This window comes from Chitinophaga filiformis, assembly GCF_900102545.1.
Lineage (GTDB): Bacteria > Bacteroidota > Bacteroidia > Chitinophagales > Chitinophagaceae > Chitinophaga > Chitinophaga filiformis.
Map to the genome: position 1 here is coordinate 228513 of NZ_FNBN01000002.1, position 15645 is coordinate 244157.

The following is a 15645-nucleotide window of genomic DNA, read 5'->3' on the forward strand; positions in this document are numbered from 1 at the left end:
ATATTCACTAATCACCCAACTCCAGCTGGTTTTTTACCAGCTCAAAATAATGTCCTCTTAAGGTGGTCAACTCCTGGTGATTTCCCTCCTCCACAATCCTTCCGTTTTTTAGCACCACGATCTTATCGGCGTTCCTGACCGTACTCAGACGATGGGCAACAATTAAGACCGTACGGTTCAGGAAAAACTTTGCCAGGTTCTCTACAATAGCTTTTTCATTATTAGCGTCCAGTGCATTGGTAGCTTCATCGAAGAACATAAAGACCGGATTCTTATAAATGGCCCGGGCGATCAGCAACCGCTGCTTCTGCCCCTGGCTAACGCCTACGCCATCGGTACCCAGCTGAGTATTAATGCCATTAGGCAAGTCCTGGATAAAAGCAGCGATATTCGCTATATCAAGGCAGGTAAGCAGCCTTTCCAGGTCCACCTCTTCATTACCTACAGAAATATTATTGGCAATAGAATCATTAAATATATAACCATCCTGCATGACAGCCCCACTGTTGCGGCGCCAGAAAGAATGGCTGATATGTTTGAAATTAGCAGGCCCTACCCTGATCTCTCCTTCATACTCCGTATATACCTTCATCAGTATTTTAAGCAAAGTGGTTTTGCCGCTACCACTCACTCCTACAATGGCAGTTACTTTTCCTTCGGGAATGAGTAGATTAATATCGTCCAGCACAGGGGTTCTGGAACCCGGGTATGAAAAACGCAGGTTCTTCAGCTCAATGTCCTTCCTGGCAGGGAGTTCTCTCGCAAAGGTTTCCCTGACAGGTTCCTCGTCGTCCATCTCGTGTACTTCATTCAGCCTTTCGAGACTTATCTTGGCATCCTGCGTACTCTGGATCAGGCCAATAAAATCACCAACAGGCCCATGCAGCTGTCCGATGATATATTGAACGGCCAACATGGCGCCGAATGTCAGTTGCCCTTCCACCACATATCTCGCTACGATAAAACTCAACAGGATATCTTTCCCCTGTGTAATAAGCAGACCACCCAGGGATTGCCACTGATTAAACGTCATTGCTTTGAACGACAGTTTGAATATTTTGGCCTGAATGTTCTCCCACTCCCACCGTTTCTGCTGCTCTGCATTATTCAGCCGGATTTCCTGCATGCCCTGCACCAGCTGCAGGGTAGCGTTGTTCTCCCTGGCAGAAAGATGAAACGTCTCATAGTTCAGTTTACGACGTATGCCCAGGAAGAGCCTGATCCAACCCATATAAATCAGGTTACCTATCAGGAAGATGAAAAACAGCTGAGGACTGAAGATCAGCAGGATCACACTGTATACCAAAAAGTTAATGACAGAAAAAATAGTGTTTAGCGCAATGTTCGTGATATAACTCTGAATAAGCCTGTTATCACCTAATCGTTGCAAGGTATCTCCCGTACGATGGTTGTCAAAATAAGACAGTGGCAGACTGGTTAATTTGATCCAGAAATCTGATAGTATAGAGATATTGAGCATGTTGCTCAGCCGCAGCTGTAGCCTGCCACTGATAAAACCTACAATGGTTCCACTCAGCACAAGCATCAACTGCGCAAACAGCACAACTGTGATATAGCTAAGGTTTTTGGTATTAATACCAATATCCACCACAGACTTAGTTAGGAATGGGAAAACGAGTCCGATGCCGAAATTAATGACCAGTGCCAGGAAGATCTGCGGTAGCTGTCCGTTGCTATGCCGCAGGTATTGAAAAGCAATATCCCAGTTTAACTTACGTCCCTTTTCTGTATCCTGTTCATAGAAAGCAGGTGAAGGTTCCATGAGCAGTACCAGCCCGGTATCATCGCCATTATCATCCTTACTGGAAAGCCAGTAACGCAGGAATTCATCTTTCCTGAACGTAATAATGCCGGTAGAGGGATCTGCTACTTTACACTTTTTATCGTCTATAGACACAAGCACAACAAAGTGGTTCTGATTCCAGTGCAGCACAGCCGGTAAAGGAGCTTCTTCCAGCACCCGGTAAGTCAACCGGCCGGCACGGGTACGCATACCAATTTTCTGAGCGCTATCGCTTAGTCCCCACATAGACACGCCATTCTTTGAATATCCGGAAAGTCTTCTCAGGGATTCTGCGCTATAAAGTTTACCATAACTGTTAGCAATCATGCGCAGGCATGTAGGCCCACAGTCCATAGCATTCAGCTGTTTATAGAATTTAAATGCCATATCTAAGCCAGTACCAATTGCTGTAAAAACTGATCAATATTCCTGTTCGATATCAACTCCCCGGAAGGAATCTCACTATCCTCCTCCTGCACCGCCAGTTCACGGATATAGTCCGCAGTTTTCTCAGAAAGGAGGTGTATATCCGGTGTGAATAGATCTGCAGCCATAGCCAGGGGCGAGCTTAAAACAGGAATATTCATACGCAGACTCATTTGTGGGAAAGTGCTTTTGATCTCCTTTTCTGACAATAATATCACCATGTCAGCTATCTGAAGAAACGGTGTGAATGTTTTTACATCACCCAGGAAACTTGTTCTGCATAGCAGACTGGTGTCTGACAGCGCTGGCCGCCCGGTAATAAGCAAGCGGAATGGAGGTCTGTTCAATTCCGCCATCAATGCATCGAATGATTCCACCAACACCCCATCGTAATAGAACAGTACTACAATCTCCCCGGGATGAAGTGACAGCCTTCGTCTTGCTGTCATGCGTTCTTCATCCGAAAGTACCGGAATATCTTCATCTTCGCTTATATAAGGCCAATACAAAGCTTTAATGTTATACACATTTTCAATAAATGAACGACAGGCCTCGTTATAACACCACAGCACATCAGCCTTTTCAAAAAAAGTCCGTTCTTCTTTATTACGCAGGGGTTTTAACTTTGTCTGATCTTCCTCATTACTCCTGAACAGGGAGGCATTCTTTACGTAATCTTCTCCTTCCCGCTGTTCCCAGTTCAACACATCCACATATACAACAACTTTGGACTTTTTAATCCTTGACTTTATAGTATCAGCAATGAAATGCAGGTTGGCATTGTTAAAAATGAAAGTAACGGTTGATTCATAGTCTATTACCCCATTTAATATCAGGAAATCAGTCACCCTATGCCCCAGTTTCTCCTTCATGGTATGGTCTGCTGTTCCTTTCCAGATCAATGGCATATGTAACTCTGCTGCCGTGTTCATACCAACCCGGAAATTACTCCAGTTGCCCAGATGGACGTGCAGGATAGTGATGTGCGGCATATAGGCTTGCTGGCCTTTTATGAAATGGTAAAGGTAGCCGTCGCGGGTGTATTCATCGGTGATGAGGATGATCTTATTTTGAGACATGTTTCACTTTTTAATTGTACATCAGTGCTTTTTCCCAGTTGGTTTTTTCAGGCAGTACACGGTCCAGGAGCATCAGACCCAAACCCGCAAGCCCGGTAACCCCAATGTTTAGTGTAACCGGATTGAGGACAAACTGATCTACCAGATCCGCTTCTTTCTCCAGATAGTCGACCAGCCTGTCTACCTTCGCATTGATAGCGTCTTTCAGCATAGGGTGCTGCAATGCGATATTGATGGTATCCATAAGCGTAATGCAGGTCACCTCCACTGGTACATTGAGTTTTTCGGTCCTGCCACCTGTGTTCATGATAAGGTAGTTTTCCATTTTCACAAAGCAGGATATAAATGTCTGTGTCATTTCTTCTTCCGGCACACGGAGTTGCAGCCAGGCATTGAAACAGATAAGTAACTGGTTTTGTAGCTGACGGATGTGGACCGGATTGAGTGCTTCATTATCTTCCAGGAACTGATGCATTCCATTGATGATACCTGTAAGTTTATCAGCAATCACTATTGATAAGCGATCTACCATTTCACTGTATATGCTATGCTGACGAGCTTTCCTGAGCACAACTGCCGCAGAGAAATACTTCTCGGCGCTCTTGTCGAGCGTGGCCTTCGGGGAGTCTTCCAGCATTTCTGTCAGTTCTCTCCGGGTGAAAGGTTTTTTGTTACCTTCCAACAGGGCGATTTCTTCTATATGGGCCACCAGTCTTTCCACAAACAATAATTCTATCAGTTCGCCTTCGCTTTCTTTGTTATAATCCTTCAGGCGCTCATACACATAAGTACATATACCTGCCGATTCAACAGTTTGAAAAAAACGGGGATATGATTTTAACAGGGCCTTATCCACGTTGTCAAAGATGGCAGTACCAACAGAGAGATCAATAAAATCCGCACCGGCCAGGTAAGACATGGCCCAGGCGATACCAGTCACACCGTCAGAATAAAATATCTTGTCTTCATCCATACTTTGGGAGATGGACATTACCAGCTCATCGGCAAAGCTGGCATAGAACTCATTCTCACTATAATTGTAATAATTATACAGGAACATTGATGCGCCCGACTGCCCCACGAACAAGCCTTTGTTTTTATTGAAGTCGCCGGTAACAAGCATAATCCTGGCTATTTCTTCCAGCAGGATATCTATTTTAGTATGCATGAACAGTGGAATTTTTCCAGTTAGAGATATAAAGCTGCAGCTCGTTTTTAGTCATGTTGCACACCCGTATGTATTCACGGAGGCTGTTAAGCGTTTCAGCTTCGTTGTAAAAATACGAATGTGTTCCCCGGGGGTGGTGCAGATGAAAAAGCGGACCGTCTGCGCGGAATACTTCCATACCTAATATCTTTGCCCGCTTAGGCGTTTCCTGATCTTCAAAACCCCATCCATTGAACTGTTCATTGTCTACACCCATTTCATAAAAGGTTTCCCGGTGCAGTATAACACACCCCCCATAAGAAGGCTGCGGACTGTAAGACATTTTCAGGTATTTATAGAAGGACTTCATGTCAAGCGTTCTTATGAACCAGGTACGCAGTACTCCGTACACATCCACAAACCTCCCGTCATAAGGGTAACTGATCTTATGCTTACCGAAACGGATACTATTCACAGCACTGTTCATTTGAGAGGGAGGTACAATGATGTCCACATCATATTTCACAACGATAGGTGTAGTAGCAATACGCAATAGATAATTGTTGTAAGGCTGACGGAAATACAGGTCCCGCTCATCTTTAACAAAGATATGCCGCACATTATCGGGTAGCACACCGGCAGGTATACGGCTTTCCACGTCTGCTTCCAGTAAAAGGAAGTTTGTATCGATGTGGGTATTTATAAAGCGCAGCACGGTGATGAGATTCTCCAGCCGTTCGTCGGAATCTACCCTTACCGTCATTGTAAACGTTACATCCTGCATGTTATACCGTTTGCCCTTTGCCGTTTCATATATCATCTGCACATAGTTATAACTGAGCATGCTGGACGCTACATGGCTAAAATCATCTTCATAAGGAGTCCGCTCCATATAGTATGCTTTGAAGAAGAAGCGATTGCTCATGGCGGCGCTGATACCTGCATTATGAAAGATCTTTTTCTTCTCCCATGAATCCTGCGACTCATGTGGCCAGCAGAAGTCCAATTCGCCTGAAATCCTGACCTCGGCACGCTTAAACCCGTTCCAGAGAATGGCCCACATGTCCGAGCACCATGCCTGCACAGGTGTATAATGTGTTTCATACCCTGCATTCTCCTCCAGGTATGTTTTTTTATAACTATCCCTGTTGTCTATCAGTAGGCAGAAGATCTTTTCCGAATCGCTTTCCAGCTGATCCCAGAAAGTATAGTCCACATTTTTAAGCAGCGTTTGTGCACCACCTGCATTAGCATCATTATCTATGACCAGCTGTTCGTCGATATCCATAATCCTGCACATATCAGTGAACACACCCTGGCCGGCAGCTCTTATATAATCCGAATTCAGGTAGTGACGGGCATCTGAAACGTACCAGGTATCACCCTGCACCAATTGTTCAAAATCGGGCAGGCTACTGGTGAACACAATATCTGAATCATGGTAAAAAATAGCTTCCTGCGCTAATTCCGGATGTTTAAAAAAATGCTGCTTGATGATATGCGGACGAATAGATGGGATATATCTTCTTTTCAACCGTGTATCCGGATAAAAGAAAAAGCGGGCTAAATGGGGATTAGCGGCGGTAAAATCCTGAAAACAGCTACTAATACCTTTTACAGGATCATACCCTATCAATATATGAATATTGTCTGGTGATATACCGAACGAAGCAAAGTTGTGCAACTGCACTTCCAGCTGCCACATGAAATAGGGCGTGTCCGGCTGGGCTGACAAATAAATCATGAGTTAAGCAATTATAGTTATTTCGGGATCATATGGCGTCCATTCGGGTGGATGAAGATCACTGGTATCGATTGGGACCTGGAACCATTTCACAGGTACAGTTACCTCTTTATGATCATAGGTACTTAACCATGCAGACCACCAGCAGAATGAACTATTGGATAAAATATAATAGCGGCAGCTACACATCAGCTGCAGATAAAAGTTATAACGATCGTCATAGTAAGTTTCATCCACAAAGAACAGGGGGCTGTCAGTCATGATGTTCTCTTTGCACCATCGCACATCATCAGAGAAAACGAAAAAACTTACTTCCGGCAGCTTATTACTGTACTGCTGCATAGCGCCATTGACATACGCCTTGCTTACCACACCATGAAAATCCAGTTTACCCAGGTAATCTCCCCTCCTTACATTCACCATTACAGACTGTGTGTTATTAATCTGTGCCTGCAACTCCTTCCAACGCCCGGTTGGTGGCGTCATGAACTGAAAATCCTGCCGCAGGATGTAATCTATTGGTAACAGGTATCTGTAAGATTGCCAATATCCTTTCAGCATCAATACTACATCCCGCTGGTACCGCAGGTAATGATCCACGCGATGGAGAAATGGCTCATTATACCTGAAATCATCTTCTTCCATACGGATAACCTCTTTGCCATATACCAGCTTTGCCAGCGGTATATGCCCGCCAATAATGACATCGCTGCCTAACCTGAAAATATCGAGATCAAAAGTCCGGTTGGACAGGCCATTATCGTAAATGCATCTATTGAGGAAAAGTGGCACATTATATTTCAATGATAGAAATCTTCCAAAGGCATATTGAAACATTTGATTACCGATGCCCCCCATCATTATCATTACAATCATGGGTTGTACAATTAAGTTAACAATTTATCATGGGTACATAACGAGGTTCTTAACCGAAGATATAATTTTGTTTTGAACAATTTTGATAAAATATTCCGACCGCTCAAAATATTTTTCGCTATTTGAAAATATATTCTCTATTTTTATTTGACGTTATAAAAACCCGTAGTTCACGTAAAACCGTTAGGAGATGTTACCCATTCCTCAATTCCGAAGTTGTAGTTTAATATTATTGTTTCATTAACCAAACTTAATGATACACCATGGATGATACAACGCCTTCGCAATCTCCCGGCGATGCCCGGGAAACCGTGTTGCCTTATATCATTAACCTCAATGATAAAACCAAGTTACGTTCGGAGATTGCCCAGGACATTATCTCCCGAAGACCGGGAGGGGTGGAACGGTATTCATTGTTACTGTTCCTGCTTGCATTGATAATAATTTTTATTACCTGTATGTTCATACATTATCCGGAGGTCATTGAAACCCGGATGAGGCTTACCGCTGCCAATGCACCCAAAGAGATCATAACACATACAGATGGTAAACTGGTGCGATTACTGGCACACAACGACCAGATAGTGAGCGCCGGAACACAGATCGGCTGGATGGAAAGCATCGGCAGTCACCAATCCGTATTGCGCCTGTCAGACATGCTTGACAGTGCTGTAGTATTACTAAACAACGGCAGGATACAGGAATGCTCAGAAGTATTTGAAGAAAACATCGATAAGCTGGGTGAGTTGCAGGATACTTATCAGCGTTTTATGCTGGCCAGGCAACAGTTCAATGACTACCTGATCAATGGTTTTTTTGCCAGAAAGCAACATTACTACCGGGATGATATTAAGTCGCTTAAAGCGATGAAAGCTGCATTTGCAAAGCAACTGGAGCTGTACAGACGGGACCTTGAATTGTCCAATGAATCTTATAGCATGAACAAGACATTGTATCAAGAGCGGGTAGTTTCAATTGAAGAATTCAGGAATGCACATAGCCGTTCTATCAGCAAAGAGCTGGCGATACCTCAGCTGGATGCATCTATCATTGGTAATGAGAGTCAGCAACGGAGCCTGATGAAAGAGATTGATCAGTTGTCGCACGACACAAACATACAGCGCTTTCTGTTTGCACAGGCATTACAATCTCTTAAGTCGGCCGTAGACGACTGGAAGCATAAATACATATTGCTGGCGCCCACCAGTGGAAAAGTATCCTTTATAACTTCCGTGCAGGAAAATCAGTTCCTGAGTTCAGAACGTTTGCTAGGCTATGTAAATCCGCCCAACAATCAGTTTTATGCGGAAGCTTACCTTTCGCAGAGTAACTTTGGGAAAGTAGATACAGGGCTGCAGGTGCAATTGCGATTTGATGCCTATCCTTACCAGGAATATGGCAGTCTGAAAGGGAAAGTAAATTATATTTCTAAAGTAGCCTATGATAGCGGCTTCCTCGTTACTGTTAAACTGGATACAGTGCTTGTTACAGATAACCACCAGGTCATTCCCTACAAAAACGGCCTGAATGCAGAAGCGATGATCATTACGAAAGACATACGTTTATTACAACGGTTATACTATGATGTTACAAAGTCAATAACCCTCAAAAGATAAAAATGCTGCAATTCAGGTCCACGTTTATCCTTTTACTGCTCATCACGATATCTGCGCGGTCAGCGCCGGGGCCACAGGAAATAAGGAACCTCTGTGCATTTGCGCGGTTATATGGTTACGTACGATACTTTCATCCTTCTGATGAGACACAGCTGGTAAACTGGGATCACTTTGCCATCTACGGCAGCAGTGTGGTCCGGAAAGCCGAAAATGATGATGCACTGCTGGCTTCACTCCGCCAGTTATTCCTGCCAATGGCTCCTTCCATTAAGATCTTTAAGCGTACTGATAAAACAACTTTTAATATAAAGGATATTACACCTGCTTCACTGGCAGGGTATCATGAAATCTCCTGGCAATACACCGGTCTGAGTATGCGCCTGGTAAATGATTTCGCGCGCCTGGGCACACCCACCGTACGACTGAACAGAAGTGCCTCTGATAAAAAAGAGAAAGTAATAGCAGATTCCCTGTTAAGTGGCACACAGGCACAGTTTATCCCCGCCTCCCATGCTGGCAGTGAATTCAGGCTCAGCGCCAGTTTTAAATTAATATCTGACAATGGCGCCTCCGCAGGTATCGGCCTGACCAACATCAGTGCTTCGGGTCAGGGTAGCAGCTTTACAACACCAGTACACAATGAAAGCAACAGTAGCTGGAAGCAGTATACCCTCGCCGGTAAAATTGATAAGCTCTCTCAACAACTATTGATAGGCATATCGCTTAAAGGCAAAGGCGTGCTGCTGGTTAAAGACCTGCAATTTATTGCAGTAGAAGATGGAAAAGAATATCCCATCCAGCTGCCCAACCAGGATTTTACGGTTGCAGACGCAGATGGACGACCAATGGCCTGGATCAATCCCGCTGCGGATAATGGTCATTATCAGTTTGAGGTAACTCCTGAACCAACATCTGCCTCTGGCGCTGCCATGAAGATATCCTTTAAGGCAGGACAGCCCCTTGATAAAAAAGCAGATGCCCCACTTTATGCTTACCAGGCAAAGGTCGGTGATGTGGTCAATAAGGAACTGGTGCCAGGTATACAATGCATAGTCCCTATAGCGCTGTATGGTACGACCGACGCTACTTATCCTTCCGGAAATAAAGCCGCCCTCGCAGCACTTATCAATGCAACAGCGGCCATACCTGAACCATTGACGGCCGATTCACTCCAGGTAAGACTGGGCGATATCGTGATTGCCTGGAATATTTACCGGCATTTCTTTCCTTTCTGGCAGGATGTGGCGGTCAAACCTGAACAGCTGCTACAACATGCATTTACCAAAGCATATGAAGATAAAAACCCCGCTGACTTTAAGCATACGTTACAATTGATGACGGCCCCTCTGAAAGATGGGCATTTATGGGTGGTGATGAAAACAGATTCCGCTTACAATGCCATGGCGCCTGTTACATTCAGCACGGCCAACCACCAGGTGCTAGTAAAAGATGTGCTGGACCCGGACCTGCAGGCTATTATCAAACCCGGAGATGTAACAGACTCTATTAACGGCAAAACGGCCTGGCAACAAGTGGAAGAGATCAGCCGGCACGATGCGGGATCCACTCAGCGTAACCTGCACCAGGGATTATGGAAACTAAGTTTCGGTTACCCTGGCAGTAAGATGCAGATGACGCTCAGCAGGGACCACAAACGCTACCGGGTGCTGGTGAACAGGTCAGTCACAGGCTTTGATGAAAAAGTATCCCTCCTGCAAAAACTACCCGCCAGTGGCACTACAGTAGCCAGCAATATTTACTACATCAATCTGCTGGAGCCAGGGGATAAGGTAGATTCATTGATCCGTATCGCAGCCGGCGCCAAAGCTATTATATTCGACATGCGGGGCTATCCCGGCTATGATCTGTTTGAAATGGTATTATCACGCCTGATAACAGAAAAAGTCGGCAGTCCCGGAATACTATATGATCCCCAGATCATCTATCCGGATTTTGAAAAGGTAAAGTATACCCGGTCCCCGCTTGATGTCAGCCCCCGTACGCCACATCTGACAGCCAGGTGTTATTTTCTCACAGATGCCAGCATAGGTAGTCACCCGGAATATTTCCTGGCGTTTATAAAACATTATAAACTGGCTACGATAGTAGGACAACCCACTGCCGGTATTGACGGCACCATTAATGGCTTTTATCTGCCCGGAGGATATGAACTGACCTTTACCGGTATCAGGGTAGATGGATTGCCTGGGCATCATCGCCTGGATGGTGTGACGCCTGATGTAATTGTAAACCCGTCTATGCCTGGCATTAAAGCCGGCAAAGACGAAATCTATGAGACCGCCTTAAAATTAGCCACTCATGATAAGCACTGATGTTAACCCACTATTATTTAAAACAGTTGTTCATCAGGAATATGCTGCTGCCAACCGGCCCGTTGACATATCATTTTTCTCCGGAGATACCGGTATGTTGCTGGCACAGGTCATGCTCATGGGAACAGATGCGGACCCGGAGATGCAGGCATTACTGGAAGCAAACCTAAACAGTATCCTGGATACCGTAGAAGCAGCTGTTTACGTCAAACCCACATTCGGCGACGGATTAGCTGGTATAGGTGCTATCATACACCAGCTTTGTGAGAACGGGATACTGAAGACAGACCCTGAGGAATTTCTCTGTGACGTAGATGAGTACCTGGCCAGTACATTGACGGCTATGATCAGCAATAATAACATGGACCCGCTACACGGCGCTATTGGTATAGCCAATTATTATTTACTGAGAGGTAAGATCTCCCCTGTTGAGCAGATGGTGGATGCATTACAGGATAAGGCTGTATATGACGGCCACCAGATAAAGTGGTCTTATTATTACAAAGACTTTGAGCAGGAAGTATTTGACTTTGGTGCCTCGCATGGTATAGCAGGCATACTTCGTTTTCTGACACAATGTGTGCGAAGAAATATACGGGTGGACGTTTGCAGAAAACTGATCAGGGGCATCTTTGCTTTTTACCTGGACCATGAACAGGATGCGCTGATTGTTGGATCATGGTATCCTGATCTGTTGGATCGTAATGCTACAGAACCGGCTCCCGTACAGCGGTCCAGGATAGCATGGTGTTATGGAGATCTGGGCATTTTATACCACCTGCTGCTTGCCGCCAAAACCATCGGAGATCAGGTTCTTGAAAGGAAATTTGAAAAAATGCTTGAACATACAGCAGGCAGGAGATTGTCTGCAGAAGAGCGGGTATCTGATGCTGCATTCTGCCATGGCAGCACAGGACCTGGTCTTATCAACTGGCTGCTGTTCCGCATAACAGGCAATACCGTGTTTGAAGAGGCATTTCACTACTGGCGCAAAGTAACCCTTGACCACCTGACCGAATCCGTTAACCCGGAAGGAGAAGAGCACTTTCTTTCGTCAGCACCCTATGTAAAAGATATACGCCGGCGCGGACTCTATACCGGCTTTGCGGGCATCGTGACATTTCTCATCATTACTTCCGCTCCTGCTTCCCTACAGGATCAATTTCTGGTCAGCTGGAAGCATTGTTTCCTGCTTTAATAGCATTTGTTTTTAATACCAAAAATCCAAACACATGAAAAGAAAAAAGTTATCCCTCGACAAGCTCGTACTGGGATCTTTGTCTGAAGCCGAACAGAGTAATGTTATCGGTGGTGATGACGGAACCGGTTCCGTTGTTTATGTAAACAATGTTTGTGTATCCAACACCACTTATCAGAAGACCAGCATTACGGCTACCTGCCCGTTGACCCAGCTGGGTTGCGTCACAAGCCCGAAAACAGGTACTAACATTACCTGTGTCAGCACTCACCAGTATTAATTCTATGCTGTAAACGTAAGCATCACTTTTAGTGGTGCTTACTTTAACATTTCAACATTTCCATGAAACAGTCCTCCATTGAATTACCAGCGGGATATGAACCGTTTGAGAACTTTGTTTTCCGTGTGCCTGTTTTCAATACTACCAAACCTTTTGAAGATCCGGCCCTGCTGAAAGATCCCGTTTTTAAAGAAGCCCTGTATCTGGCTTCAAAGGCATTGTATGAAAGAATGAAACTACAGGAAGATGTGCCTTTTGATGCCCTGCCAGACAAAATGAAGAAATCGCTGTTCAAATATTTCTCCAGGATGACCACCCGCTGTACACCCTTCGGCCTTTTTGCAGGTTGTGGTCTTGGTACGATCGGAGATGATTCTTCCATATTACTTCCCTCACAGGATGGGTACCGTTCCAAAAGTACGATCAGTATCCTGCTGCTGCATCATATAGCCACGCGCATCAATAACAATTATGGCTTTCAGGCACCCGTGCTTTATTATCCCAATACCAGTCTGTTCAGGGCGCATACTACTTACCGTTATGTAGAAGCCACAATGAAAGAGGAAGTGTTTGATTATGTCATGGCAGAAGTGCCGGTTTCGTCCTATCTCGATAAAATTCTGACAATGGCATCACCCGGCATTACAAGAAGCGCCCTTGCCCTTATGCTGGAGCAGGAAGAAGAGGTTGAATATGAAGATGCGCAGGCTTTTATTGAAGAACTGGTGAAAAATCAGGTGCTGGTCAGTGAATTTAGCATTCACATCACCAATGAAGATAACCTGAATTTGTACATTTCCAGATTGAAACAAATAGAAGGCTGTACGGACCCTCTTCTGCTGTCTTTACTGCAGGAGATCAGTGAGTTACTAAACCGCCTCGATAAGGCCCCGCAGGGAGAAAAACTGCCACACCTTGAATTGCTTGACAGTATTATTGCTGAGCGGCTGGGATTTCAATCAGAACAGGAGTTCATCCGTACTAATCTATTCGTACAGGCAACACATGCTACATTAAGTAAAGCGTTGGTGGATAAAGTAAAAAAAGGGATGCATGTGCTTAACCTGTTCTCCCCTCCTGCAGAACATCATCTACTCAGGGACTTTAAAGAGAAATTCTACCGCCGTTATGAACATGAAGAAGTGCCGCTTGTAGAAGCACTGGACCCGGATATAGGTGTGAGCCTTGGTAACTACTCTCCTTCCGGCATTGGTGTTGTTTCACTTTTGTCCGGCATATTTCCTTCAACTGATACGATAAGAGGAAGTAATAACAATATAGGTATTCCTGTAGCACTCAATAGTTTTATTCTTCAGAAATACCAGCACTACATCAAACAAAGGGAAGATGCCATCTATATTACAGAGCAGGAATTACAGGGGCTGGAGCCCCGCTGGGACGATATACCGGCTACTATATCTGTAGGTATCGATGTGCTCTCTACCAGCAACACACAAACACCTGCCGTATTGATCAAATATGCAGGCGGCATGTCCGGCGTTAATACCACCTCACGGTTCAGTAACCTGGATGAAAGTTTCAGGCAATATACAAAGGAGATCATCGCTTTTGAAGAATCCTGCTTCCCGGCGGATACAATCATTGCAGATATTGCGTATACAGTACAGGACCCGGGCCTGGCCAATGTCATGCAGCGTCCCGGCCTTCGTAAATATGAGATCCCCTTGTTATCGCTCCCCTCCGGAGATGCTGTGGCCGTGCCTGTTAAAGATATTATGGTATCCCTTACGGAAGATCATCAGTTAAGGCTGAGGTCCCGTAGTCTGAATAAATACATCATTCCCAGAAATTCCACTGCCCATAATTTTACGATGAAAACAACGCCGATGTATCACTTTTTGTCTGCTTACCAGGGAGAGGGCAATCTCAGGGGAGCGCTTATATTTAACTGGGGTGATCTGGCGCCTGAGAATGGCTATTTTCCACGGATAGTATTTGAAAAGGATATTGTACTCTGCGCTGCCCGTTGGAAGATACAAGCCTGGGAAATTAATGCGGGAAAGGATTTTACCACACAGATGAAAGCATTGATGAAGGCTCGCAATATACCCAACAGGGTTTACCTGACTTCCGGTAATGAAAACAAATTGCTGCTTGATCTGCAAAGGGAAGAAGTATTTGCGCTGTTGAAATCAGAAATGAAAAAGGGAGAAATACAACTGGAAGAATACCTGATGGACGAAACCGCACCACTTGTTTCCGGGAATGGCGGTTCTTATAATCATGAGATCATCCTTAACTTTTACAAAAGATGAATATACAAAGAAGATTCATGCCGGGTGATGAGTGGCTCTACTATAAGGTCTATGCCGGCACCGGCATACAGGAGAAACTGCTCGTCAATGAGATCTATATGGTGGCGGGCCGGTTATATAACAGCCATGCTATTGACCGTTTCTTTTTTATCCGTTACAGCGACCAGGAAGGTCCCCATCTGCGGCTGCGTTTCCACCTGACAGATAGCAGTCACCTGTCTGAAGTCATGCTCCAGATGCAGACTACGCTTAAAACTTATCTGACAAACAGGATAGTGGCAAAGATAGTCATCGATACCTATCAGCGTGAACTGGAGCGGTATGGCGAAGGCAATATATGGCACATAGAAACTCTCTTTAGTGTCAACTCATGGGCCATATTGAACGTCCACAGGCAACACTTTATGCAGGAAGCAGTTTACTGGCAGGCCGGCATCAAACTGGTGGACGATCTGCTGGACGATATAGGCCTGGGACTGGAAGGAAAATATGCTATCTACAAACAACTATATGATGCATCCTGGAAGAACCAACCAGTCAATACCGTTACTAATGCAGCATTAAGCATGAAATACCGGCAAAACACACCTGATATTAACAGGCGCATGGCTCTCCCGCTTGACTATGACAACACTATACAATGGGTAAGCAGGGAAGTTCAGCAACAGGCACTGGCAGCTATTGTTGCCAATGCTTCATCTGGTGGTCCCTCATTGGAAAGAATTGTGAGCAGCATCATTCATATGTGCTACAACCGGATGTTCCCTACCAGCCAGAATGCCATTGAAATGGTCATTTACTATATGATGCATAAATTCTACAAATCAAAAGCGGCACAGGAACTGACGAAAACCAAACTTTAATAC

General features: G+C 44.9%; 11 protein-coding genes. 6 read left to right on the plus strand and 5 right to left on the minus strand.

All coding sequences use genetic code 11. The annotated features are described in order from the left end of the window. Positions 1–7: 7 nt before the first annotated feature. From BLR32_RS07610 to BLR32_RS07630, 5 genes are read right to left on the minus strand one after another with little or no spacing between them, the layout of a single operon-like run. Positions 8–2191, minus strand: a complete 2184-nt coding sequence (locus BLR32_RS07610) for a peptidase domain-containing ABC transporter (protein WP_089830271.1) — start codon at positions 2189–2191, stop codon at positions 8–10. Positions 2192–2193: 2 nt separating this feature from the next. Further along, a complete protein-coding gene (locus tag BLR32_RS07615) occupies positions 2194–3309 on the minus strand; it encodes a glycosyltransferase family protein (RefSeq protein ID WP_089830273.1) in 1116 nt (371 codons plus the stop codon). A gap of 10 nt (positions 3310–3319) precedes the next feature. Next, positions 3320–4477 (minus strand): beta/alpha barrel domain-containing protein, encoded by a 1158-nt coding sequence (locus BLR32_RS07620; RefSeq protein ID WP_089830276.1) that lies wholly within the window; start codon positions 4475–4477, stop codon positions 3320–3322. Continuing rightward, a complete protein-coding gene (locus tag BLR32_RS07625; RefSeq protein ID WP_089830278.1) occupies positions 4467–6200 on the minus strand; it encodes a galactosyltransferase-related protein in 1734 nt (577 codons plus the stop codon). Before BLR32_RS07625 ends, BLR32_RS07620 begins: the two co-directional genes overlap by 11 nt. Positions 6201–6203: 3 nt before the next feature. After that, positions 6204–7076: an alpha-1,2-fucosyltransferase gene (locus BLR32_RS07630; RefSeq protein ID WP_089830279.1), complete on the minus strand. Its 873-nt coding sequence runs from the start codon at positions 7074–7076 to the stop codon at positions 6204–6206. A 263-nt stretch (positions 7077–7339) separates the two neighbouring features. Between BLR32_RS07630 and BLR32_RS07635 the strand changes: the two genes are divergently transcribed. The 6 genes from BLR32_RS07635 to BLR32_RS07660 all read left to right on the plus strand — a co-directional run bounded on the left by BLR32_RS07635 (position 7340) and on the right by BLR32_RS07660 (position 15642). Further along, complete coding sequence (locus BLR32_RS07635; RefSeq protein ID WP_089830281.1) at positions 7340–8692, plus strand: HlyD family secretion protein; 1353 nt, start codon at positions 7340–7342, stop codon at positions 8690–8692. 2 nt (positions 8693–8694) lie between these two features. Next, positions 8695–11025, plus strand: a complete 2331-nt coding sequence (locus tag BLR32_RS07640) for a S41 family peptidase (protein WP_089830283.1) — start codon at positions 8695–8697, stop codon at positions 11023–11025. After that, positions 11012–12223, plus strand: a complete 1212-nt coding sequence (locus BLR32_RS07645) for a lanthionine synthetase LanC family protein (protein WP_089830285.1) — start codon at positions 11012–11014, stop codon at positions 12221–12223. The genes BLR32_RS07640 and BLR32_RS07645 overlap by 14 nt, the downstream gene beginning before the upstream one ends. Before the next feature lie 34 nt (positions 12224–12257). Then, the gene (locus tag BLR32_RS07650) at positions 12258–12503 is read left to right on the plus strand and encodes a class I lanthipeptide (RefSeq protein ID WP_089830287.1); all 246 of its coding nucleotides are present in this window, start codon (positions 12258–12260) and stop codon (positions 12501–12503) included. A 62-nt stretch (positions 12504–12565) separates the two neighbouring features. Then, on the plus strand, positions 12566–14779 hold the full coding sequence (locus tag BLR32_RS07655) for a lantibiotic dehydratase family protein (protein ID WP_089830289.1): 2214 nt from the start codon (positions 12566–12568) through the stop codon (positions 14777–14779). Continuing rightward, complete coding sequence (locus BLR32_RS07660) at positions 14776–15642, plus strand: thiopeptide-type bacteriocin biosynthesis protein (protein ID WP_089830291.1); 867 nt, start codon at positions 14776–14778, stop codon at positions 15640–15642. Before BLR32_RS07655 ends, BLR32_RS07660 begins: the two co-directional genes overlap by 4 nt. Positions 15643–15645: the final 3 nt, after the last annotated feature.

Bases quoted from the DNA above. Each gene is read 5' to 3' on its own strand.
- BLR32_RS07610 (WP_089830271.1), bottom strand. From the start codon at position 2,191: ATGGCATTTAAATTCTATAAACAGCTGAATGCTATGGACTGTGGGCCT.
- BLR32_RS07630 (WP_089830279.1), bottom strand. From the start codon at position 7,076: ATGATTGTAATGATAATGATGGGGGGCATCGGTAATCAAATGTTTCAA.
- BLR32_RS07625 (WP_089830278.1), bottom strand. From the start codon at position 6,200: ATGATTTATTTGTCAGCCCAGCCGGACACGCCCTATTTCATGTGGCAG.
- BLR32_RS07650 (WP_089830287.1), top strand. From the start codon at position 12,258: ATGAAAAGAAAAAAGTTATCCCTCGACAAGCTCGTACTGGGATCTTTG.
- BLR32_RS07635 (WP_089830281.1), top strand. From the start codon at position 7,340: ATGGATGATACAACGCCTTCGCAATCTCCCGGCGATGCCCGGGAAACC.
- BLR32_RS07640 (WP_089830283.1), top strand. From the start codon at position 8,695: ATGCTGCAATTCAGGTCCACGTTTATCCTTTTACTGCTCATCACGATA.
- BLR32_RS07655 (WP_089830289.1), top strand. From the start codon at position 12,566: ATGAAACAGTCCTCCATTGAATTACCAGCGGGATATGAACCGTTTGAG.
- BLR32_RS07660 (WP_089830291.1), top strand. From the start codon at position 14,776: ATGAATATACAAAGAAGATTCATGCCGGGTGATGAGTGGCTCTACTAT.
- BLR32_RS07615 (WP_089830273.1), bottom strand. From the start codon at position 3,309: ATGTCTCAAAATAAGATCATCCTCATCACCGATGAATACACCCGCGAC.
- BLR32_RS07645 (WP_089830285.1), top strand. From the start codon at position 11,012: ATGATAAGCACTGATGTTAACCCACTATTATTTAAAACAGTTGTTCAT.
- BLR32_RS07620 (WP_089830276.1), bottom strand. From the start codon at position 4,477: ATGCATACTAAAATAGATATCCTGCTGGAAGAAATAGCCAGGATTATG.